This window comes from Mucilaginibacter sp. BGA-UO-ETr-C110, assembly GCF_059567985.1.
In genome coordinates this window covers 3,598,310-3,622,230 of record NZ_JCAQPB010000002.1, presented here as the reverse complement: position 1 = coordinate 3,622,230, position 23,921 = coordinate 3,598,310, and the positions used below count along the sequence as shown (strand labels likewise).

Below are 23,921 nucleotides of genomic sequence, written 5' to 3'. Positions count from 1 at the left end.
ATCACACCAGGATTTTCCATCGGCCTAAAAATATTTTAACCAATTTGTCCAGTTTTGAAAATGGTGTTCGTCATCTGTTTTTAAAACTTTAAAACTTAATAAAATGAAAGATTTCCTTTTTGTATTCAGAAACGATTATGTTGGCGCACCACAAGGTTCACCAGAAGAAATGCAGGCTGTTACCCAAAGATGGATGGATTGGGTAGGTGGTATAGCCGCCCAGAACAAACTGGCTGATCGCGGAAACCGTTTATTCGGGGATGGTAAGGTGGTAAGAGGCAATAATGTTATTACCGATGGCCCCTATACCGAAATTAAAGAATTGATCGGTGGCTACACCATGGTTAAAGCCGATTCATTAGAAGAGGCTACCGAATTGGCCAAAGGTTGCCCTATTTTAGATTTTGGCGGCAATGTAGAAGTAAGAGAAGTTAACCCTTTATAAGTATATAACAGGGTTAAAACTAAAAGCCTTTACTTTTATAAAGGCTTTTAGTTTTTAGTAACTCGCCTGCCCAATATCCAGGCGGCTGATCTTTCCTTCATGGTTAATAATAAACCGGAAATAGGTTTTGAAATCGCCCCACTGGTCGCTGTGAAACCTGCCGTAAATATCAAGGCTTTTATTCTCCACTTTATCAATATGGGTAAAACGTTCATGACCTAAGGCTTTTTCAAAAAAGCTTTTAAAGTTCATTTTATGGCCGTCGTCAAAAAGCTCGGCATCAGCGGTAAATAAGGCGAACCATGCTTTTTTATCACCAGCCTGCAAAGCTTCAATGGCTTTTTTTACGGTAGGATCGGTTAATTGATCGGTGTTCACAACATTTATATTTTTTATGGTTTTAACCGGTGTGTTTGGCGTTTGCCCCTGTGCTGATAATGATAAACTGATCAGCGAAGCGTAAACCAGGTAATGATTAATTGCTTTCATTTTAGTTTTGTTAGCGGGTATTGAAGATAGATGATCAGCAAATTCATGAGCAGGAATGGCAATTCAATAGCCGCGCCCTTCAAACTTTTGGTAGATAGCTGCAGGCAAATAATGAGCAGGATAGTTGCTGCCATTAAAAAGTTCCCCCAAATAAAGGTTTGCGGAAACAGGATAAGTAAAGCACTGAGTAGGGTAATAGTACCCAATACCAGAAGACTTTGGTTATTGAAATGCCATTTGCCAAACATGGCCAGCATTTCGGGTTTGCCGCTAAACATGGCCCAACCTTGCTTAAATCCCATAAATACTACAAACAGGATAAGCAGCGAATTAATGATTTTTACAAGCATGGCTTTTTATTATTAAAAGTTATAACAGGATAGCCTAATTTACCCTGTTATAACTTAATATTAAATACAATTAGCTAATTAATTGGTGGCACCACCGTTTACCAGCAAGTGCTGACCTGATACGAATGAGGAAAGATCGCTGGCAAAGAATTCGGCCGCGTTGGCTACATCTTCAACTTCGGCCAGTCTGCCCATCGGACAGCTGTCCAGCAATTGTTTTCTTAGTTCAGGATAGCTGTCGGCTTCGGCAAATATGCCTGAATGGTCAACCGCGAAGGGGATAATAGAGTTCACGGTAACACCCTTGTGTCCAATTTCTTTTGACAGGATATCAACCAAATACCGTGGAGTGGTTTTACTACCGCCGTACACAGCCATTCCCGGTACCGGAAAAGAGGTGGTGCTCGATGCGATGTAGATGATCCTGCCATTGTTCTCTACATGTTTGGCAGCCTGCTGCATGGTAAAATATGTGCCTTTGGTATTGATGGAAAATACACGGTCAAACTGTTCCTCTGTAAAATCAACAACCGGGGTTTCTACCAGTTCGATACCTGCATTAGCTACCACGATATCTATTTTACCAAATTCTTTTTTGGCTTCGGTAAATAATCTTTCCAGATCGGCTACTTTGCTTACATCGGCCTGTACGGCAATTACCCTTACGCCCATGGCTTTAATGTTACTCAATACTTCATCGGCCGATGCTTTATCGCGGGAATAGTTGATAACGATATCTGCACCTAATGCTGCATAACGTTCTGCAATGGCTTTTCCTAAACCGCGAGCTGATCCTGTAATTAAGGCTACTTTATTTTTTAATGTGTTCATGATTTCTATGTTTTTAAATTTTTTGTGATTACGTTTTTTGTGATTTCACTGATTTTGGGTCTGTGATTTCACCGATTTATTTTGATCGGTTTTGAATTTTTACTTTTGAATTTTGACTTTTGACTTGCAGTTACGCCATAGCGCCGTTGGCACCAATGTTTTGCGCGCTGATCCATTTGGCTTCGTCGCTGGCCAGAAAGGCTACTATTTTGGCGATATCTTCTGGTTCGCCGATGCGGTTGAAGGCTGATAGAGAAGCCAGGCGGTCGATCACTTCCTGTGGTTTGCCTTTGGTGAAAAGCTCGGTATTGGTTGGGCCCGGAGATACGGTGTTTGCGTTGATGCCCCTTGCACCAACCTCTTTAGCGAATATCCTGGTTAACTGTTCAACAGCTCCTTTAGAGGCTACGTAGGTACCATAAGTAGGCATCATTACACGGGTAGTGGTTGATGAAAAGTTGATTACACTGCCGTTGTCTGCCAGTTTAGTAGCTGCTTCACGCAGAGTGTTGAATGTGCCGCGTACATTGATATCAAACTGGCGGGTAAAATCTTCGTCAGTGGTATCCTTAAATAATTTGGTGATCATGATGCCGGCATTGTTTACCAGTACATCAATTTTGCCATAGTGGGCAATGGCTGCATCAAACATTGCCTTTACTTCGTCTGATTTACTTACGTCGGCTTGTAGGGCGATAGCATCGCCACCTTGTTGTTTAATGTCATTAACAGTTTGCTCGGCGGCTTCAACACCACCGGCATAGTTAATGATCACTTTAGCTCCTTCTGAAGCTAATTTTTTGGCTACTGCTGCGCCTATTCCTCTGGAGGCGCCGGTTACTAAGATTACTTTTTCTGTTAGCGTTTTCATGATTATTTTCCTTTGTTTGTTTTGATAAATCAAAGGTCAGGTTTAACGCAACCCAAAAAGTACAGATACTAAAGCATTACATATAAATATCTAAGATGTGGTTACTGTATGTTGTTTCCGGAATAAAACAGGGGAAGTATTGGTGTGTTTTTTAAAATAATTACTGAAATGATTAGCTTCAGAAAAGCCTAACATAAAGGCTATCTCTTTAATAGAGGTAGATGAATTTTGTAATAGCGATTTGGCTTCCGCAATTGTTTTTTCGGTTATCCAGGTACTAATAGGCTTGCCGGTTTTGGTCTTGATCACGTTGCTTAAATAGTTGGGGTGTAGATTCTGGTCGTCGGCATAATCCTGCAACCTGAAAACCTGGTGAACTTTTCCATTGTTCAGATCCCGGTAATGCTGTTCCAGCTTCCGCTTAAAATTTTTAACAATTTGCGAACTGCGGTTACCTTCATATATGGGATTATAATCTTTCCAGAAATACTCTTTGATCTTTAACAGCAGCACCACAAACAGGTTGCCGATCATACGGGCGCGATAAGGGCTGTTGGATAGGTACTCTTTGTTTATTTGCAGGTATAAGCTTTCAAATTCGGCAAATGTAGCCTGATCCAGTACTCTTGGCTGTACCGTTTCGGCAAGCAGGAAGGGAAATTCTTCAAAAATATCCGGGTGAACATTCTCTTTTAAAAAAGACTCGCTTAAGGTGATCAGGTATACCTCGTTAAGCTCAAACCATTCATGCGATTTATAGTGACCTGGGTTGGTGAAATAAATGGTACCTGGTACGGTTTCAAAATGGAGATCGTCGGTTGTGTATACCCCGCGGCCATCCTTCACAAAAACAAATGAAAAAAAGTTAGGCCGGTACACCGGCGATTTAAAAGGAAGCTCCAGGTGAATATCCCTGATATTATGAATGGTGAAATCGGTTTTATCATCAATACCCTCGGTTGACAGCCCAAAGTAGATGTATTGTTTCAACAAGGTATTAAAAACAAGCTTTTGTTCTGGTTCTTTCATGGAGCAGAAGGCACATGTTACGTTGGGGTAACACACGATCTAAAATTAAGAACAAATTTGCAGATTAGGTCAAAATTCAGAATCGATCAGGATTCAAAATACTCAACAGGTTCCAGATCATTTAATTCATCATCGGTAAATAACCTCGACCGGATGATAAATCGGATACCCATAGGTATTTCTAACGAAAAACTGGAGCCCCGGCCGGGGGTAACATCAAGGGTAAGGTGCGTGTGCTTCCAGTACTCGAACTGGTCAATGCTCATGAAGAACTCACAACCATAAACCTCGCCTATTTTAACATCGCTGCTACCTATTTTAAACTCACCTTTTTCAAAACACATGGGTGAGGAGCCATCACAGCATCCGCCGCTTTGGTGAAACATGAGCTCGCCAAATCTGCCGCGTAAGTCGTTTATCACTTTTTCGGCTGCGGGTGTAATAGAAACTCTTTTGGTCATGATCATCAATTAAAAAAGGAGCTGCAAAAATCTGTCTTTTTGCAGCTGCCTTTTATTACAGACTAAAAGAAGCCCAGTTTGTTTTTATTATAAGAGATCAGCATATTTTTTGTTTGGCGATAGTGGTTCAGCATCATTTTATGATTTTCCCTGCCAAAGCCCGATTTTTTGTAACCACCAAAAGGTGCATGGGCAGGATAGGCATGATAGCAATTTACCCAAACGCGCCCGGCTTGTATAGCCCGCGGTACCTGATAAATCTCGTGCGCGTCGCGGGTCCACACACCGGCACCTAAACCATATAGGGTATCGTTAGCAATGGCAATAGCTTCTTCGGTGGTTTTAAAGGTGGTCACGGAAACTACCGGGCCAAAGATCTCTTCCTGGAAGATGCGCATCTTGTTATGACCTTTAAATATGGTAGGTTTTATATAATAACCACCACCCAGATCGCCGCTAAGCTTTTGGGCATCGCCGCCTGCAAGAACTTCTGCACCCTCTTTTTTACCAATGTCCAGATAGCTTAGTATTTTTTCGTATTGATCATTAGAAGCCTGGGCGCCCATCATGGTATCCGAATCAAGCGGATCCCCCATTTTGATAGCATTGGTTCGGGCCAGAACACGCTCCATAAACTTGTCGTAAATTTTTTCATGCACCAACATCCGCGACGGGCAGGTACAAACCTCACCCTGGTTAAGTGCAAACAGAACGGCTCCTTCCACAGCCTTGTCAAAAAACTCATCATCGGCGTCACCAACAGATTCAAAGAATATATTGGGCGATTTACCTCCGAGTTCCATGGTTACAGGAATCAGATTTTCTGAAGCATACTGCATGATCAGGCGACCTGTAGTGGTTTCGCCCGTAAAGGCAACCTTACTTATTTTGGATGAGGTGGCCAGCGGCTTACCAGCCTCAGGGCCGAAACCTGTCACTACGTTCAATACACCGGGAGGCAGTATATCGCCAATCAGTTCCATCAAAATCATGATGCTGGTTGGTGTCTGCTCAGCCGGTTTTACTACAGTACAACACCCAGCCGCCAGAGCGGGCGCAATTTTCCACGTAGCCATTAACAAAGGGAAATTCCAGGGAATGATCTGACCTACCACCCCAAGCGGTTCCTGCAGGTTAATGCTAACCGTAAACTCATCATGCTCAGATATGCTGCTTTCTTCGGCACGTATGGCACCGGCAAAATACCTGAAATGATCAACTACCAGCGGCAAGTCAGCAGCCATGGTTTCGCGAATAGCCTTGCCGTTATCAATGGTTTCTACCGTTGCCAGATAGGAGAGGTTATCTTCCACAACCTGTGCTATTTTTAACAACAGGTTACTCCGGGTAGTAGCCGATGTTTTGCTCCATGTTTTAAAGGCTTCGGTAGCAGCATCAACGGCGGCATCAATATCCTCTTTGGTTGAGCGGGCTGCCTTGGTAAAAGGCTTACCATCAATAGGTGATATATTATCAAAATATTCTCCTTTAACCGGTGGCACAAATTTGCCTCCAATAAAATTGTCGTACTTATCCTTAAAGGATGGTCTTCGTGCAATACTCATAGTTATTTTCAGTTTAATTGGTAGTACTAAGTTAGCCGCTTGTGTCATAAAGCTTTTGCACTATACTATCAATTAGGTGCACTATCGTTCCATTTTATAAAATGATTGTAAACTGTCATAAACTATCCCTAACTTGTTTTAAAATAAGCCTGTTATGAATGAGAGAAACCTGGTATTGCCTTTTAACCTTACCGGTAAAAAAGAGCTCAGAACATTGGTGGAAAACCGTAAAGCTTATACCTTAAATCACTGTGAACTTAATATATATGAAACCTATGAGCGCAGCGAACTTGTGCCTTTAACCTTTAGCGACCTGGTAATTACCAGCATGCTGAGGGGTAAAAAAGTGATGCATTTGTTTGATAAACCCGGTTTTGACTATTTACCCGGCGAAACTGTTATTGTACCGCCAAACGTAACCATGACCATTGATTTCCCGGAGGCATCAGAAATAAATCCTTCACAATGTACAGCCCTGGCCATTAACCAACAGGAAATACGCAATACACTCGATTTTTTAAATGAAAATTATCCGAGGGCCAATAATGATCTTTGGCAACTTAATTACCAGCAATTTCACTTTTTTAATAATTATGAACTGGCCCAGCTGATCAATAAATTCATCAGTATTAGTACCGGTGATAATTTAGCTAAAGATGTGCTGGCCAATTTAACGCTTAAAGAATTACTGATCCGTATTATGCAAATGCAAAATCTGCACGATATAAAAGACAATCTTAACCAAATGTCAGCAGGTAATCGTTTTGCTTATATTTTACAATACATCAAAGCGCATCTGACCGAAAAGTTAAACATCGATGCCCTGAGCCAGATGGCCTATATGAGCAAAGCCAGTTTTTTTAGGACCTTTAAACATGAGTTGGGCGTTTCGCCGGTTGACTATATTATTAAAGAAAGAATACAACTGGCCAAGCAGTTTATGCAAAACCCTTATTGCAGCATTGCTGATGCTTGTTTTAAAGCAGGGTTTAATAACCAACATTATTTCAGTCGGGTTTTTCGTAAGATGGTGGGCACCACGCCAAGTCTGTACAAAGCTGGGGTTATAAAACCGACCAATTGATATTCCCGTTTAGATAATCCTTCTCAAATAAATGATTTGAAGGCTGCAATTAAACAACCTGTTTTAAATGTTCCGTTGACCAAGTATACGGTATACTCCAAGCCCGATAATTTTATGTATGAGATAGATCTGTAAGCGGATACGCTTTTATGAACAATAAAAAAGCGGGTAAGAAATATTCTTACCCGCTTTTGTTATGAAAAAAATAAATTAATTAGGCGCAACAGCTGTAGTAGCATTAGCATATGGCCATATACCCGGAGTTGGTACAGATACACCTTTATTATTACCACGTTGGTTATTATCAGCGCCAAAGTAGTATAATGGCCAGCCTTTGTAAACCAGTTGTGTTTTTCCGAATACAGTTATGGTTTGAAACTGGGTTTTATCCAAAACAGAAGGCACATTCAAAACCGTTTTAATGGTATCAATAGGCCACACTTTGTTATTGCTGAAAGTAGAGTTAGTAAAATTGTTGGTTTTAAACTTGTCATGGCTGAATGAATATAAAGTTTGACCACGATCATCAACAATGTACTGAGTTACACCGTCACCGGGTTTAAGATCGCTGTTGTATTTAACACCGTCGTTACCAATTAACTGACTGTTGCTTACCATAACGGTATAGTCGGGCTTCGCAACAAACCAGGTGTTTCCTACTTTATCACCATTGGTATCACCAGCATTGGCATCACTCTGATAATAATAGAGCGGCCAGCCTTTGTAGGTAGTTTGTTTTGATCCATCGGTGCGGGTTATGGTACCAAAATCTTTACTGTCCAGGCCCTTATCTAAAGTAAGATCTGCCTGGTAAAAAGTAGGCCAAACTACAGAACATCCGCCGTTGCAGCCTGAAGTGCCGTTGGCGTCAATGGCAAAAAAGTAAAGTGTTTTTCCTTTGGAGTCGGTAAGGATATTACCAAATTTTGCATTTGCTGATAACTTAACCGCATTGGCTGAGGTAGGGGCGTTTGTACTGTTGTTGTTTTTTGAGCATGACCAGCTGGCAAACATAACAGCAATGCCGGCAATTGCGAGGGGTAGATTTTTGCGTAAATTCATTGTACTGGTTAAAAATGGTTAATAATAATCTTTTATAACTCCAATACGTTGTGAAAATAGCCTTTGGTTGCCTGCGATAAAAAAATAATATCAATAAAAATAAATGTTAATTTATTGTAAAGAATCAGATCCGATCTGATTTGGATTTCTGTTGTGAGCCCTGATGAAATAGACGAGGCAGCATACAATTGTTACAGGCTGTTTACGATATGTTTTAGATCAATGATTGCACTGTTGTCATTTTGGTTAATAAATAATGCTTTGCTGTTAATTTATTAATTATGAGGTGTTAATGTTTTTGTCTTTTTATTTTTTGTAACAGTTTAATGTAATTTTGTTCAAATACTGTCGTTTTATCGGCAAATACTTTAAACTTTATCACGGCATCCAGGCTAATAGGGCATTACGAGAGATCGCTTTTTTTATCTAGGAAAAAAAATAGACTGCTTTGTTATGTTTAGATGATTTACTACGTCCTTATCAATAATTATGAAGAAAATTTTATTACTAGCAGTTGCCTTGAGCTTTTTAGGTGCAAAAGCTTTTTCACAAACTATACCAATAGGAAGTTATGCGGAAGATATTGCCAGGCGAAATCAGCTATTGGGTAAAAGTGATAATACTTCTTCTTTTACTGTAAGGCCTATAAATGCTGAATGGAATGATACTGATTCCTCTTTTAAACAATTAGTAGCTAGTAAAACATATGCCAATTTTCAGTTTATGGGAAAACCATCCGGTATTCAGATATTGCCTTTTAACTGGTTAAATGATTATAATGTTAAAAGACCATATGGGTATAATAATTCATCATTATATCCCGCTGCAGGTTACCAGACCAGGGTCAGTGGCGGATTTTTACTAAAAGCAGGCATATTTAGGGTGCAGATAAAACCAGAGTTTGTATATGCCCAAAACAAAAATTTTAACACATTTGCTGATATACAGGCCAATAGCACCAATATGCAACTGTTAAAGGCATATTATACCAACATAAACGGCGTGGATGCTCCGGAAAGGTTTGGTAATAAATCATTACAGCATTTATATCCCGGGCAATCAAAAATAACGGTCAACTTTAAAAATATAGAAGCAGGCGTTTCAACAGAAAATATATGGTGGGGGCCAGGTGTACAAAACTCCATTATGATGAGTAACTCAGCGCCAGGTTTTTTGCATTGGACATTTAATTCGGTTAAACCCATTAAAACGATAATAGGTTCATTTGAATGGCAGATAATAGGAGGGAATTTAAAACAATCCGGCTACCTTCCAATTGATACCAATAGGATAAGGAATGGTAAAGGTTTATATATTCCGAAGCCCGAAGTTACCCGCTATATTTCGGCCTACACAGTTAACTGGCAACCCAAATGGTTAAAAGGCTTGTATTTAGGAATCACAGGATATGATTATCTGGACAAAGATTCACTTTATCATAACAGGAATATCTTTCGAAGGTTATTTCCGGTAATTACCGGCTCATCGATCAAAGCAAATGATATTTCTAATGGTAGCAGTGGAGATGGCCAGGATTTTGCCTTTGCACTTAATATACGTCAGTTACTGCCTCTCTATAACGCCGAGCTTTATTTTGAATGGGCAAGGAATGACAGAACCGGTAGTATTAATGATTTTTTGCAGGAACCTGATCATTCAGCTGCAATCACTTTGGGGGGGCGTAAGTTATTCGGGCTATCTAAGGATAGTTATATACAAATAAAAGCCGAATTAACCCAATTACAGCGGGCTTCTACGTTTCTGTTAAGGGATGAACCCACCTGGTATACACATTACCTGAGCCCACGAGATGGATATACTAATGATGGAAGATATGTTGGTGCCGGTATTGGTCCAGGGAGTAACAGCTTTATGCTTGATATTAGTTATTTAAAGGGGATGAATTCCTTTGGCTTAACATTGGAGCGGCAACTTCATAATAACGATCTGTATTATAGTGCTTTTAGTGGTACAGGCAATTTTAACTCGCATTGGGTAGATATAAACAGTACATTTTATACTAATATAAAATTGAAAAAATATTTGATTTCGGCCGAGGTAACCCCGGTTTACTCTTTAAACTATCAGTATAACCATGGGAATAGTTTAAATTTACATGCAAGACTCAATCTTACCTATTACTTTGAATAATTGATAAGGTAAATTTATTAAGAAGGAAATGTTATATTTTGTGTTTGCGGTACGTAGTGTAACTAGTGTATTTTAGAAAAAAACATGAAAGACTACCCAAAATATTATTACCTCAAAAAAATAACCTTAAAAAATTATCTTTGCGAAATTTTTCTCAACTTTTAATAATTCCACGTTATTAAAACAAACTGTTAATTAATGGTTATTAATAGTTAATGATCTGTGACTTTTAGATAAATGATAAACAAGATACATTCTATACAATCATCTACCCGTAAACCCAATATACTCGTTATAGGCGATCTGATGATTGATCATTATATTACTGGCAGCGCATCCCGGTTATCACCGGAAGCGCCGGTACCTATTGTAAATGTGAAAAATGAGTCGGTTACCCTGGGTGGTGCTGGTAACGTAGTACAAAACCTGGTAGCCTTAGGCGCACAGGTAGCCGTTGCCGGTGTAATAGGTAACGATAGTGCGGGTGCTCAGCTGATAGAAATACTCAGCAATGAAGGGGTGCAAACACATACTATAATTAAAGATGAATTTCGGCCTACTACAGTTAAAACCCGGGTGCTTGCAGGCAGCCACCAATTGGTTAGGATAGATCGTGAAATTACCGATGCGGTATCGGAGGTTATTGCAGATAAGCTGCTTAATGAACTGGCTAATTACTTAGAGAAAGCCGATATCGTGGTACTGTCCGACTATAATAAAGGTTTGTTTTCTCCATTCCTTACCCAAAAACTAATTCAGGAAGCTACGCGTTATGGTAAAAGAGTGATCATTGACCCTAAGGGATTAAACTACGAGAAATACAAAGGGGCATATATCATTAAACCTAATCGTAAGGAACTGGCTGAGGCAGCCCAACTTGAAAAGGTCGATTCGTTAGAAAGTCTGCAGCATGCTGCTAAAATTATTCTAAAACAAACCGGAGCTGCTTATCTGGTAGTAACGCTCTCAGAGGAAGGTATGTTGATATTGAATGAATCTGGATACAAGTTGTTACCGGTAAAAGCCACGGAAGTATTTGATGTAACCGGCGCCGGGGATACGGTGTTGGCTACTTTAGCTTACTTTATTGCAGCAGGTCTAACTATTGAAGAAGCAGGTGAGCTTGCCAACCATGCTGCTGCTATAGTAATACGCCAGGTAGGTAGTGCCACCACAACCATTGATGAAATTATTCTTGATATGAAAAGGGACAGCTAACTTTGAACCCCCAATAAATACTAAAAGAAAAGACAAGAAGTTGTATAAAGTACAACGTATTGTAACTAATATAAACCATAATGATTTTAGAAGCATTAAAGGATCATCAGAATACTACGCAACAAGTAATAGATACGCTTACTGGAGATATTGAACAAGCTTGTCAATTGATATCAGAAACTATAAAAAGCGGAAACAAGGTTTTACTGGCAGGTAACGGTGGCAGTGCCGCTGACGCCCAGCATATTGCAGCTGAGTTGAGCGGCCGGTTTGTAAAAGAACGAAGAGCCTTGCCCGGCATTGCCTTAACGGTTGATACATCGGCACTTACGGCAATAGCTAATGATTACGGCTACGATCATGTATTTTCACGCCAGGTTGAAGCTTTTGCCCAGGCAGGTGATTTGTTTATCGGTATTTCAACCAGCGGTAATAGCCAGGGTATCCTCAACGCTTTTGAAACAGCTACAAAATTTAACTGTAAAACCTTGGGATTATCAGGTCGCGACGGAGGTAAAATGAACGGTATATGCGATCTGAATATCGTTATACCCTCAAACGTAACCGCCCGTATACAAGAAATGCACATACTGATAGGACATATTCTTTGCCAATCAGTTGATAACTTGTTTGAATAACATCAATCGTAAACGTGCAATAAGAAATAAATACATGAGAATCGACCTTGAAAAAACATTGATAAGCAAAATAACTAATATATCTTCGCTTAAAACTCAGGTACAAAGTTGGCAAAATATGGGTCAAAAGGTTGTTTTTACCAATGGCGTATTTGATCTTCTGCATATTGGACATATTACTTATTTGGCTAAAGCTGCCGAACTTGGCCAGAAACTCATCATTGGCTTGAATGCGGATAGCTCGGTAAGGCGTATCAAAGGTGAAAGCCGGCCGGTTAATGACCAAAATAGTCGGGCTGCTATATTGGCCGCCCTATTTTTTGTTGATGCTATTGTGGTTTTTGAGGAAGATACGCCCCTTAATCTCATCAGTACCTTATTACCCGATATTCTGGTAAAAGGTGCCGATTATTCTGTAGAGAATATTGTGGGAAGCAAAGAAGTGTTGGCCAACGGTGGCGAGGTGAAAACCATCGATTTTGTGGAAGGTTACTCATCAACCTCTATTATTGAAAAAATCAGGCAACAAATTCCTGGTAAGGCTTAAAAAATGAAGATACGGGTCATCTTTTTTTAACGCTGAGCAGGATACGCTTATATACATGGTTAATAAAATTGAGATCATTAAATAATATATAAAATTTTACCGCCATCGTCAACAACAAATTGATTTACCTTTGCAAAACTCTAAATCGATTTGTTGCAGGACTTTGGGCTCCTATATTTTTTCAAATATGATTAAAACTAACTTTCTTATATTTCTGCTTGTTGCTGTGTTTTGTTGCGGGACAATTAACCATGTTTCGGCACAAAATAATATTCAAAACTTATCATCCATCAATGTAGATGATTTGTCAGATCAACAAATCATCCAGCTATTGCAACAGGCCCAGAATAGTGGCTTAAGTGATGCAGAATTAATACGACAAGCGCAGTCAAGAGGGATGTCAAGTACACAGATTCAGAAACTGCAAACAAGAATACAAGATATACGCAGCAAGGCAACCGGAAAAAAGAGCCAGGTTGATACCACTGAAAATGCTGATGGGCAAATAATTACCGGACGAAAACTGAATTATAAGCCCGATAGCCTGGATACCCTGTATAATAAGAAAGATATGTTTGAAAATTTGAAGCCGAGAATATTTGGAGCCGATCTTTTTAAAAATAAAAATAACTCTTTCGAACCTAATTTAAAGATAGCCACCCCGGTAAATTATATCATTGGCCCAGATGACCAGTTGAACATTAATGTTTATGGCAATTCCTCTGTGAATTGGAAGTTAGATGTTTCTCCAGACGGTAATATAAATATCCCTAATGTTGGTGTTTTAAATGTTGGTGGAAAAACTATTGAGGATGCCACAGCATCAATAAAGAAGAGGCTTTCGGCAAATAATTATGCTATAGGTCGCGGCACAAATGTTCAGGTAAGTTTGGGCAACATCAGGAGCATCAAAGTTATTATAGTAGGGCAGGTTCAAAAACCGGGTACCTATACCTTGCCTTCGCTGGCAACCGTCTTCAATGCTTTGTACGTATCGGGTGGGCCAAATGAAAACGGTAGTTTAAGACAAATAGAAGTGATCAGGAATAACCGGATCATCAGGCATTTGGATGTTTATGATTTTTTGGTCAAAGGTAGCCAAAAAGATAATATCTCCCTGCAGGATCAGGATATTGTGCGTGTACCAACTTACCGTACAAGGGTTCAGCTGGTTGGTGAAGTAAAGATACCTGCTCTTTTTGAGGTACTATCGGGCGAAAGCCTTAATGATATACTTACCTATGCAGGAGGCTTTACAGATAGTGCTTACACCGCACGTATAAAGGTTACGCAAATTAGCGATCAGCAGCGTAAAATAGCCGATGTGGTAGAGGCTGATTATAAAAATTATATACCGCTTAGGGGCGATAAGTATACTATTGAACCTATCCTTAACCGTTACGAAAATCGTGTAACCATAAAAGGAGCGATTTTTAAACCCGGGGAGTATGAATTACAAAACGGCTTAACACTTGATAAATTAATTGATAATGCGGCTGGCCTAAAAGAGGATGCTTTTACAGAGCGCGGTACTATAACCCGTTTGCGGCCAGATAACAGTACAGAGATTATTGGGTTTAATTTACGTGATGTTATTAACAAAACGGTCAGGATACCGTTACAACGGGAGGATATTGTTAACATATCATCCATATTTGACCTCCGCGATAAGTATAATGTGATTATCAATGGTAGTGTAAGAAAACCCGGTAAATTTGCTTTCTCAGACAATATGAAGGTAGAAGACCTGATTATTAAAGCCGGGGGATTTGCCGAAGGGGCAAGTACCAAACGTATTGAAGTAGCCAGGCGGATAAATAATGCTGACCCCAACTCGAAGAATAGTACAGTAGCGCAGGTTTTTAGCGTAAATGTGGATGGACAATTAAAACCGGCCGAAGCAAATTTTGTACTAATGCCCTATGATATCGTATCTGTGTATACGCTACCCGGATTTGAAAAACAGAAAACCGTGAAAGTGGAAGGCGAAGTGATTTATCCGGGATCATATACCATCAAAAGCAAAAATGAAAAAATATCAGACCTGGTTGCACGCGCCGGGGGGCTTACCGCTTCTGCTGATATAGAGGGTGGTTCATTAAAAAGAGATAATATAGCTATTTTGGGTATAGATAAACGTAAAGCTGATACGGCCGAGATTGCTCGTGAAAGAAATGACCGCTTATTACGTTTAAAGCGAAGCTTTAAAGATTCAACCAAAACCCAAAGTGAAGATACCACCATGCGTAATAACTTTGTAGGTATCGATCTGAAAAAGATAATGGATAAACCAGGTTCAAGTATCGACCTGCTTTTAGAAGATGGTGATGTACTCAGGATACCTAAACAACAACAAATTGTACGGGTTAATGGCCAGGTACTGTATCCAAGTGCTGTAGTTTATAGCAAATCAAAATCATTTAATGACTTTGTATCTAATGCAGGTGGTTACGGGCCCGACGCTCTACGCCGGGGGGCTTATATTGTTTATGCTAATGGAACAGTAAAAGGTACCCGTAAGGTTTTGTTCTTTAACAACCATCCGTCTGTAAAACCAGGCAGTGAAATTTATGTGCCTAAAAAATCAGAGGCTAAAGGCAATACCGCACAAACCATTTTAGGGTTTACCACAGGGTTAGCTTCATTAGGTGCGATTATTTTAGGTATTCTAAGTTTAAATAAATAGTTTATTATTCGATTTTAACCTAATGGATAAAAATATAGAGCCTGAAGAGATATCTGTTAAGCAGTTAGTTCAAAAAATGCAGGATGTTATAAGGTACATTAAGAGTAAGTGGAAAATTATTCTGGTGGGCATTATAATAGGCGCGATACTTGGCTTTAGTTATTCAATTTTTAAAAAACCAACCTATCAGGCCGTTAGTACGTTTGTTTTGGAAGATGGCTCCAAAGGTGGTGGCTTGGGTCAATATGCTGGATTGGCATCACTCGCGGGAGTTGATATTGGTGGCTCCATGGGCAATAGCGGAATATTTCAGGGTGATAATATCCTTGAGCTTTATAAGTCGCGAACAATGCTTGAAAAAACATTATTGAGCACTGTAAATATTAACGGCAAACAACAAATGCTCATTGATAGATATATTGATTTTAATAAACTACGCTCCAAATGGCAGGATAACAAAGATTTACAAAACATATCATTTAGCAATAACCCCGAAAAATTTTCACGGACCCAGGATAGTATCGTAACCAACATTGTTGAGCTTTTTAATAAAAAACTATTGTCTGTTAGTAAAATAGATAAAAAACTAAGTATTATCAGGGTTGAAGTTTCCAGTAAGGATGAATTATTTGCAAGAGCTTTTAATATAAAACTTGTGGAAACCGTAAACGATTTTTACTCTCAAACAAAAACCAAAAAAAGCAATCAGAATATACAAGTATTACAACATCAGGCAGACAGTGTAAGGCAAGTACTCAATAATTCTATTGGTGGGGTAGCTTCAGCTATGGATGCTTCGCCAAATGCTAATCCTGCTTTATTGGTATTAAAGGTCGCATCTCAAAGAAAACAGGTTGATGTACAGGCAAGCACCGCTATTTACGGTGAAATTGTAAAGAATCTGGAGCTTACGCGATTATCACTGCGGCAGGAAACCCCGTTAATACAGATCATTGACCAGCCTGTATTACCGCTGGATAATGATAAGCTATCAAAAATAAAAGGAACGATATTAGGCAGTATACTTTGTGCATTAGCTGTTGTTTTTGGATTGTTATTAACAAAGGTTTTTAGAGGGACGGCAGGCTAAAGGTGTTTAACAATGATAGATAAAATTAAGACTTTGATTCTTAATAAAGATGAACGATCAAGAGCAATACAGATAAATACGGCCTTAAATATCATTTTTAGAGGGGGAGGGGTATTATGTGGTTTCCTTTTAGTACCAATGGCCCTGTTGTATATTGATAAAACCGAATATGGCGTATGGTTAACCTTAACATCAGTAACAGCTTGGTTGTCTTATATGGATGTGGGTTTAGGCAATGGTCTCCGGAATAAATTAGCCGAAGCCTTAGCACATGGTAATAATACATTAGCGCGTGAATATGTGAGTACTACTTATGTGCTTTTTGGGGCTGTAATGCTTAGTGTTTTTATAATTTTTGCCTTGTGCAATATATTTTTAGATTGGAATAGTATTTTAAAAACAAATATTAATTCCAGGATACTGTTACTTACCACATACCTTATTGTACTTTCTTTTTGCATAAGACTTATTCTTGATTTAGCTGGCACAGTTGCCATTGCTTTGCAAAAGCCTTACTTACGCACACTGATAGATTTTAGCATAAATTTACTTACAATTGTAAGTATTTATCTGATTTCCAAAACCTCCTCATCCTCCTTTGCTTTATTTAGTTCAGTTGTAGCTATTGCTCCTGTAATTGTATTAATTGTATTTAATTACGTTTTATATTCGGGCCAGTTTAGTTATTTGAAACCAGGTCTTAAATACTTTAAATCTGGTTATATTCATAGTTTGCTTAATGTTGGGTTACAATTCTTTTTTATTCAAATTATAGGAATAATTATTTTTTCTACAGACAATATACTAATAACGCAACTGCTTTCACCCTCAGATGTAACAACTTTTAATGTTGCTTATAAGTATTTTAGCATTTCAATAATTGTTTTTTCAATTATTCTATTGCCCTACTGGTCTGCATTTACTTCCTCGTATGTTCAGAAAGATTTTTTCTGGATACGAAATGCCTTTAAAAAATTATTGCTCCTTTGGGCCTTGCAGGTATTAGGTGTAGCTGTTTTGGTTACTTTGTCAAATTTTGCATTTAAACTCTGGGTAGGTAATAAGGTTTCAGTACCGTTTTCCCTTTCATTATCTTTAGGATTTTATGCTGTAATATGTAATTGGAATAATGTTTTTGCTTACTTTATTAACGGTATAAGTAAAATTCGTTTACAGCTGTATAGTTCTATATTTGTAGGTATCATAAATATACCGTTGTCATATATCTTGGTTAAGCATACAAGTTTAGGTATATCAGCAATAGTAGTAGCTAATACATTATGCCTTTGTATAAGCGCCGTTTGGTCGCCAATTCAATGTTATAAATTGTTAAATAACAAAGCAACAGGAGTTTGGAATAAATAATTATTATGATCATGGGTGAAAATGAAAGTGTAAAGGTTGAATCTTATTTCAAACAGCGGCAAATAAATGTTGATTATTATGCTGGTGCTGATTTACCACTTTATTTTAAAGAAAATTTACCAAAAGATAAAAAGTCAAACATTTTAGATATAGGATGTGGGCTCGGACAAACGTTGTCAAAGCTTAAAGAGGATGGATACACTTCGCTAACTGGGATAGATATATCAAATGAGGCGATAAGGGCTTGTAAAGAAAAGCAGCTGAACGTTTACCAGATTAATGATATAGCCGATTTTAAAGTTTCAGACGAAAAATATGACTTTGCTGTAATGAGCCATGTGCTGGAGCATTTGGATAAAGAAAAAGTTATTTCAACCCTGATGTATATAAGAACCAACCTTCTTAAAGATACAGGTAAATTATTCTTAATGGTACCTAACGCTCAATCACCAACGGGCACATACTGGGCTTATGAAGATTTTACTCATAATACGCTGTTTACACCAGGGAGTATTATTTATGTATTAAAAGCGGCGGGTTTCAATACAGTAAACTTCATTGATGAAGACGGATTTTATGAGGTCAAAGGATTAAAAAAAGTAATAAAAAAGGGTTTATTTGGCTTATTTAAATTAGCAGAGAAAATTAAGTTCGCTGCAGTTGGAGCAACTTATCATTTACCCAGCCCCAGGATATACACATGGGAGCTCAAGGTTTTAGCGATATCAAATGGTGGAAACGATTAAGAAATTATTTTCGATATTATATATAATTGCTATTAAGATCAAACATATAATATATCGAAAACATGATACTAACCGTCTTATTATAATTAAAGTTGATGCTATTGGCGATTATATCATTTTCAGGAATTTTTTGCAGGCTATAGCAAATAGTGCGCAATACAAAGATCATAAAATAACCTTGGTAGGTAACGTTTTGTTACAACCCCTTATTACTGAACTTGACAGCAATCTTATTGACACTTTCATATACATTGATCATAATCCTGAAAAAAAAGATTGGAATAAGTTGATCAGAGAGGTTAATCAAAATCGGTATAATACATTGATCAACTTTAATCGTTCAAGAACTCCAACAACAGAGTTAATATCATTTGCAGCGCCAGCAAGAAAAAAGATTACGATAAAGGGAGATAATTTAAGGATAAAGCCAATACAAAAGCGGCTTTTTAATTTAATGTACAGTCGTATTATTGATAATCCTGTAAATATCGAAAGTGAGTTTAAATACAATGCGTTTTTTACAGAACGTTTAATTGATGCTGAACTAACACTAAATGCTCCGGTAATGCAGCTTGTCGGTGATAAATACAAACTAAATGTCCCTGATGAAAAGTTTATTGCCATAGCACCAGCAGCAGCGGTTGCTAACAGGCAATTAAGCAATACATCCCTTAATAAAGTAGTTGAGTTTTTATTAGAAAAAGCTTATACCATTTGTTTTATAGGCTCAAAGGCAGATTTACCCCTCATCAATAACCTCATTGACCAGGTACCCACTCCCCACTCCGGAAAAATAATAAACCTCGCAGGGCAAATACCGCTCAATGAGTTGCCTTATGTGCTTAACAAAAGTTTGGGAGTTATTTGTAATGACAGTGGTATATATCACATAGGGGTGGCTTTAAATAAACCGGTTTTATGTTTTGCCGGTGGTGGGCACTTTGACAGGTTTGTTAATTATGTTAAGCGGGATAACGTTAAAATTTGTTACGAGCCAATGCCCTGTTACAATTGTAACTGGCATTGCGTATATGAATTTGACTTGGCTAAACCATATCCTTGTATTGATGCTATTAAACCAGATTCCATTTATCAGAACATTATTTTGCTGGAACAACAATGGGGAATAACTAATGGGCATAAGGAAATGTTAAATAATGACAGATAATTTACCCCACAGGAAAAGATTTAACACGTATGCAATATCAGGATAAGCAAATTCAGTTGGTTGATTTACAAAAGGAAAGCCCATTGATCAGTATAATAATTGTGGTATACAATGCCGAGCAGTATCTTGAGCAAACATTACTTAGTGTAATGCAACAAACCTACAAGCATATTGAGCTCATTATAATTGACGGAGGATCATCAGATAATACAATTGAGCTATTAAAGCGTTATGATGATAAAATAAGCTACTGGAAAAGCGAACCTGATAAAGGAATATATGATGCCATGAATAAAGCTATTGATATAGCCACAGGCAATTGGGTTTACTTTTTGGGAGCAGGAGATATATTGCTGAATGTATTGCATCAGATAGTTCCAAAAATGTTGATGCCAAATCATATTTACTATGGCAATGTATATTGGAACGACCGGGGTATTGTATATGATGGCCGTTTTTCGGCATTTAAGCTGGCCGTAAGCAATATCTGCCATCAGGCCATATTTTATCCTTTAGCAGCTATTAAACGATATAAATTTAATACGCAATATCGTATACTGGCCGATCATCATTTGAATATGCAATGTTTTGGTGATGCCGACTTTAAATTTACATACTTGCCAAACCTGATATGCATTTATGATGGTGATGGTTTTTCTTCCCGGAACAATGTTGATGAGTTGTTTTTCAAAGATAAACCTCAGATAATAAAGGCCAATTTTTCTTTTATCGTTTTTGGTTATACCTATCTTCGCAGAAAGTTGGCCGGATTTTTAAAAAAGTAAACGTGTAAAATGGATTGGGTTTCCTTCGGACTTTTACTAAATGAACACATTTTATTGTATCTGTTGATGCTGATAGCGTCAATTGTGCTATATGTTGTTTTGTTTAAAAAGATGTACATATCCATACTTGACCCCTTTATTTATTCTCTGGTATTTTCGTGTTTCGGGTTTTCCGTGGTACTTTTTCTCTACTTTACCGATAGTATTACAATCAGGTACCTGTTAAGCTACCTGTTTACACAGATTGCCTTTTGGCTGGGTTTATTCTCCTTTAAAACACTAACAAAAAAGCAGATCATAAAAGATAGGAAAACAATAGTTATAGAGCATGAAGCCTTAATTTTACAAATCCTTTTTTATACAACCTCCATCATATATATCGTGCTTCAGTTGCTTAGTTATGTAGTAATTGGAATTCCTCTTTTATTAGGTTCTCATATAGATATTTACAGCAATAGTGGTGGTTGGGGCATTGTAGGTCATTTTATCGACGTGCTGAAACCCATTAGTATATTTATGCTGATATACTATTTGTTTACAAAAAGCTCGTCGTACTTTTTATTTATTTACAAGTATACCTTTTTAGCGCTTGTATTACTGTTCTTTGCCCTTTCTGCCAGTAAAGGGGAATTTATGAGCATCGGGCTTATATTTTTTTGCTTTTTGTTGTTAAACGCCCCCAAGTACAAAGATTATTTTTTGAATCTGAAAAAGATCGAAATAAGGCTCATTTTAGCTGGTTTGGTGTTTGTTTTTTTTACAATAATTATCCAATCGAGGCTGGTTGATGACGATTCAAGTAGCCTTGGTGTATTTTTATTCAGGCTGGTTGCAGCCGGTGATACCTATTATTTCTCTTATCCCAATGGCTATATTGAAACGTTAAATAGCTCAAAGCCCTTTTTAGCCCTTTTTGGCAATATTTTTAGTACACTTAGAATTATACCTCATGAAGATCAGCCTGTAATATTAGGCGTTCAATTGTATCGATTATTTGGTGATACCGATTTAACCGCAGGCCCAAACGCAAGGCATAATGTTTTTGGGTATGTTTACTTTGGGTTTTATGGCAGCATCATTTTTTCGTACATAATTGGTGTAGTTTTTAGTTTCTTGCGGAATAAGCTTTTTTTTAATTTTAAAAAGAACGTAATAGGGCAGATAATATTTATGCTGTTATACCTGCAGCTTGTATCATTAGAAACAGACCCACCGATGGCTATTTCAAATACTGAGAACCTCTTATTGGTTCTGCCTATCATTGCAGCAATTACCGCGTTTTGCTACTCATTATTGATGAACTTTAACCCTGATAAAGCGGAAAAATCAGTATGAATAAAATATGTATCCTTATACGCGTATATAACCGCACCGAAGATTTAAAATATTGCATCGATATTATCAGGGATACCTGGAAAGCGTTTGATTATTATATCCTGGTAGTAGCAAATGGTATTAATGATGGATACTTGATTGATGAAGAAACAAAATCAAAAATTGATCATTTGATTGAGTTAAAGGATAATGTAGGGCATTTTAACGGAAACTCCCAATTGCTTATTGAAGGCCTTGATGCCATACCCGATGATTGTGAATACACTTTGATACTTGAAGCAGATACCTGGTTATATAAAGATGATCTGATAAAAAAATATACCCAAAAACTTAAGGACACAGGGGCCGTTTGGGCGAGTGCCCAATTTTTTAGGTATATACTAAACCTGGCTACGGATTATGCTCTTATCCAAACATCGTTCATCAAATCACATCGGGATATATTTGTGTTTACCGGTACACCCGAATATTATGTGGCCAATTATCTGAAAGAAAATGGATTTAAGTTTATCTATATAACAGAAAATATGCCGGTGAGTTTACCACGTTATTTCAGAAAATACCCATTTGCTGCAAAAGGACGTTTTTTTTCGTTTGAAAAAAGTAAAATGGTAACCCATCACATCGAAAACCTGGCGGGAGGCATGGAGGAGAAAAAGTTTTATTTTAACATGGTTGCATATCAGGACTATTTTAAGATCCGCAGTAATAGATCTTATAAATGGACGAGGTTAAAAATGCGTTTTTTTATTGCATTATCCAGCTTATTGCCTTATAAAAGCTGGTTTATAAAAGCGAAGGATGCCTGATAATTTAAGCTGAGGTATGTCAAAATTTGATCCGGAAAAAATAAAAAAACTACAGAAGGTTGATAAGGCATTCAAATCCATCTACCTTTTTCCACGGAATAGAAAACGCAGGGAACCTGTTATTAATACCCCTGTAAATCGTATTCTTATAATAGCCAGTATGATGATAGGTGATACTATTATGCTCATACCGGCGCTACGTGTTTTAAAAAAGAAATTTCCAGACGCGCATATCTCGTTATTGTGCGAGCCCGTTGTTCAAATAATTTTAGCCGATCAGCGTTTAGCGGATGATTTTTATATTATTAAAACACCATGGTTGCACAAGAATGATGGGAAAAAACAACTGTATCAGATCTGGCAATCCATCCGCGAAGCGAATGCCAAAAAGTATGATATCGCTATTGATTTTCGGGGCGATTGGAGGAATATTTTCTTAATGAATTTTATAAAAGCTCGTCGAAAAGTCAGTTTTAATTATTCTGGTGGTGAGTACATGCTTACAGACATTGTACCATCTCCTGATAAAAGTATTAAACATTATATTGATGAATGGCTTTATTTGCTGGAGTATCTTGGGTGCAAAATTACCCCGGATGATAAGTATCCGGTATTAAACCTGACCGAAGATTCAGAAAGGATATTACAGGCCTTTATTGCGGAAAATAATTTACAGAACAAATTTGTTATTGGTATCCATCCCGGAGCAAGTGTAGCAGCACGTAAATGGGATGAAAAAAAACATGCCGACCTTATCATAGATATAGCTAAAACGCAATCTGAAAGTGTATTTGTATTCTTTGAAGGTCCGGGTGAACGGGATACTGTTGAGCAAATTAATGGCTATTTAAACAAAATGTCTATAAATCCGTTGGTGGTTAATGTTGACCTTAAAAAATATATAATTTTGATGAGGGTATGTGACCTCATCATATGTAATGATAGCGGGGCTGGTCACATAGCGGGGGCGCTGAATAAGCCATCGGTTATTCTTTTCGGGAAAGCCGATCCTGAAACGGTGAAACCCTATAATAAAAACCAGGTGAGGTTAATATCACATCTAAATGATGAATCACTCAGTCATGGAAAAATGGATAATAAAGATTATTTAGATACCATTACTGTAACTGAGGTGTACAATGAGGTTACAGGTCTGATAGCTGAGTTGCAAAAAAGTAAGGGTATTTAAAAAAAAC

The 23,921-nt window shown here is 37.9% G+C and carries 23 protein-coding genes; 15 read left to right on the top strand and 8 right to left on the bottom strand.

The window, feature by feature from the left end; genetic code table 11:
- Positions 1 to 103 precede the first annotated feature (103 nt).
- Entirely contained in the window at positions 104 to 445 is a 342-nt protein-coding gene (locus AC57BQ_RS15640) for a YciI family protein (protein WP_496407178.1), read from the top strand.
- A 54-nt stretch (positions 446 to 499) separates the two neighbouring features.
- On the opposite strand, the gene AC57BQ_RS15635 is transcribed toward AC57BQ_RS15640, so the two are convergent.
- The 7 genes from AC57BQ_RS15635 to AC57BQ_RS15605 form a co-directional block, all read right to left on the bottom strand.
- Positions 500 to 934: a hypothetical protein gene (locus tag AC57BQ_RS15635; RefSeq protein ID WP_496407177.1), complete on the bottom strand. Its 435-nt coding sequence runs from the start codon at positions 932 to 934 to the stop codon at positions 500 to 502.
- Positions 931 to 1,284, bottom strand: coding sequence for a DoxX family protein (locus AC57BQ_RS15630; protein ID WP_496407176.1), 354 nt, complete (start codon positions 1,282 to 1,284; stop codon positions 931 to 933). The genes AC57BQ_RS15635 and AC57BQ_RS15630 overlap by 4 nt, the downstream gene beginning before the upstream one ends.
- Before the next feature lie 78 nt (positions 1,285 to 1,362).
- Positions 1,363 to 2,115, bottom strand: coding sequence for an SDR family NAD(P)-dependent oxidoreductase (locus AC57BQ_RS15625; RefSeq protein WP_496407175.1), 753 nt, complete (start codon positions 2,113 to 2,115; stop codon positions 1,363 to 1,365).
- Positions 2,116 to 2,245: 130 nt separating this feature from the next.
- Positions 2,246 to 2,986 (bottom strand): SDR family oxidoreductase, encoded by a 741-nt coding sequence (locus AC57BQ_RS15620; RefSeq protein ID WP_496407174.1) that lies wholly within the window; start codon positions 2,984 to 2,986, stop codon positions 2,246 to 2,248.
- Positions 2,987 to 3,076: 90 nt separating this feature from the next.
- The gene (locus tag AC57BQ_RS15615) at positions 3,077 to 4,015 is read right to left on the bottom strand and encodes a helix-turn-helix domain-containing protein (protein ID WP_496407173.1); all 939 of its coding nucleotides are present in this window, start codon (positions 4,013 to 4,015) and stop codon (positions 3,077 to 3,079) included.
- A gap of 86 nt (positions 4,016 to 4,101) precedes the next feature.
- Entirely contained in the window at positions 4,102 to 4,476 is a 375-nt protein-coding gene (locus tag AC57BQ_RS15610; protein ID WP_496407172.1) for a DUF779 domain-containing protein, read from the bottom strand.
- A 62-nt stretch (positions 4,477 to 4,538) separates the two neighbouring features.
- Positions 4,539 to 6,041, bottom strand: a complete 1,503-nt coding sequence (locus tag AC57BQ_RS15605; RefSeq protein ID WP_496407171.1) for an aldehyde dehydrogenase family protein — start codon at positions 6,039 to 6,041, stop codon at positions 4,539 to 4,541.
- A 154-nt stretch (positions 6,042 to 6,195) separates the two neighbouring features.
- On the opposite strand from AC57BQ_RS15605, the gene AC57BQ_RS15600 reads away from it, so the two are divergent.
- The gene (locus AC57BQ_RS15600; protein WP_496407170.1) at positions 6,196 to 7,125 is read left to right on the top strand and encodes an AraC family transcriptional regulator; all 930 of its coding nucleotides are present in this window, start codon (positions 6,196 to 6,198) and stop codon (positions 7,123 to 7,125) included.
- A gap of 210 nt (positions 7,126 to 7,335) precedes the next feature.
- On the opposite strand, the gene AC57BQ_RS15595 is transcribed toward AC57BQ_RS15600, so the two are convergent.
- Positions 7,336 to 8,187 carry a hypothetical protein gene (locus AC57BQ_RS15595; protein ID WP_496407169.1) on the bottom strand — a complete coding sequence of 284 codons (852 nt, stop codon included), beginning with the start codon at positions 8,185 to 8,187 and terminating at the stop codon, positions 7,336 to 7,338.
- 489 nt (positions 8,188 to 8,676) lie between these two features.
- Between AC57BQ_RS15595 and AC57BQ_RS15590 the strand changes: the two genes are divergently transcribed.
- The 13 genes from AC57BQ_RS15590 (at position 8,677) to AC57BQ_RS15530 (ending at position 23,914) form a co-directional block, all read left to right on the top strand.
- Positions 8,677 to 10,338: a capsule assembly Wzi family protein gene (locus tag AC57BQ_RS15590; protein WP_496407168.1), complete on the top strand. Its 1,662-nt coding sequence runs from the start codon at positions 8,677 to 8,679 to the stop codon at positions 10,336 to 10,338.
- Between the two features lie 237 nt (positions 10,339 to 10,575).
- Positions 10,576 to 11,556, top strand: a complete 981-nt coding sequence (rfaE1, locus tag AC57BQ_RS15585) for a D-glycero-beta-D-manno-heptose-7-phosphate kinase (protein WP_496407167.1) — start codon at positions 10,576 to 10,578, stop codon at positions 11,554 to 11,556.
- 80 nt (positions 11,557 to 11,636) lie between these two features.
- The gene (gene gmhA, locus AC57BQ_RS15580) at positions 11,637 to 12,194 is read left to right on the top strand and encodes a D-sedoheptulose 7-phosphate isomerase (RefSeq protein WP_496407166.1); all 558 of its coding nucleotides are present in this window, start codon (positions 11,637 to 11,639) and stop codon (positions 12,192 to 12,194) included.
- 34 nt (positions 12,195 to 12,228) lie between these two features.
- Positions 12,229 to 12,741: a D-glycero-beta-D-manno-heptose 1-phosphate adenylyltransferase gene (rfaE2, locus tag AC57BQ_RS15575; protein ID WP_496407165.1), complete on the top strand. Its 513-nt coding sequence runs from the start codon at positions 12,229 to 12,231 to the stop codon at positions 12,739 to 12,741.
- 187 nt (positions 12,742 to 12,928) lie between these two features.
- Positions 12,929 to 15,427, top strand: a complete 2,499-nt coding sequence (locus tag AC57BQ_RS15570) for an SLBB domain-containing protein (RefSeq protein WP_496407164.1) — start codon at positions 12,929 to 12,931, stop codon at positions 15,425 to 15,427.
- A gap of 22 nt (positions 15,428 to 15,449) precedes the next feature.
- Complete coding sequence (locus tag AC57BQ_RS15565; protein ID WP_496407163.1) at positions 15,450 to 16,517, top strand: GumC domain-containing protein; 1,068 nt, start codon at positions 15,450 to 15,452, stop codon at positions 16,515 to 16,517.
- Between the two features lie 12 nt (positions 16,518 to 16,529).
- Positions 16,530 to 17,882, top strand: coding sequence for a lipopolysaccharide biosynthesis protein (locus AC57BQ_RS15560; RefSeq protein ID WP_496407162.1), 1,353 nt, complete (start codon positions 16,530 to 16,532; stop codon positions 17,880 to 17,882).
- 11 nt (positions 17,883 to 17,893) lie between these two features.
- Positions 17,894 to 18,628 (top strand): class I SAM-dependent methyltransferase, encoded by a 735-nt coding sequence (locus tag AC57BQ_RS15555; RefSeq protein ID WP_496407161.1) that lies wholly within the window; start codon positions 17,894 to 17,896, stop codon positions 18,626 to 18,628.
- Positions 18,612 to 19,796 (top strand): glycosyltransferase family 9 protein, encoded by a 1,185-nt coding sequence (locus AC57BQ_RS15550; RefSeq protein WP_496407160.1) that lies wholly within the window; start codon positions 18,612 to 18,614, stop codon positions 19,794 to 19,796. The genes AC57BQ_RS15555 and AC57BQ_RS15550 overlap by 17 nt, the downstream gene beginning before the upstream one ends.
- A gap of 29 nt (positions 19,797 to 19,825) precedes the next feature.
- Positions 19,826 to 20,581 carry a glycosyltransferase family 2 protein gene (locus tag AC57BQ_RS15545; protein ID WP_496407159.1) on the top strand — a complete coding sequence of 252 codons (756 nt, stop codon included), beginning with the start codon at positions 19,826 to 19,828 and terminating at the stop codon, positions 20,579 to 20,581.
- 111 nt (positions 20,582 to 20,692) lie between these two features.
- Complete coding sequence (locus AC57BQ_RS15540) at positions 20,693 to 21,916, top strand: O-antigen polymerase (RefSeq protein ID WP_496407158.1); 1,224 nt, start codon at positions 20,693 to 20,695, stop codon at positions 21,914 to 21,916.
- Positions 21,913 to 22,725, top strand: a complete 813-nt coding sequence (locus tag AC57BQ_RS15535; RefSeq protein WP_496407157.1) for a glycosyltransferase family protein — start codon at positions 21,913 to 21,915, stop codon at positions 22,723 to 22,725. Before AC57BQ_RS15540 ends, AC57BQ_RS15535 begins: the two co-directional genes overlap by 4 nt.
- 16 nt (positions 22,726 to 22,741) lie before the next feature.
- On the top strand, positions 22,742 to 23,914 hold the full coding sequence (locus tag AC57BQ_RS15530) for a glycosyltransferase family 9 protein (protein WP_496407156.1): 1,173 nt from the start codon (positions 22,742 to 22,744) through the stop codon (positions 23,912 to 23,914).
- Positions 23,915 to 23,921: the final 7 nt, after the last annotated feature.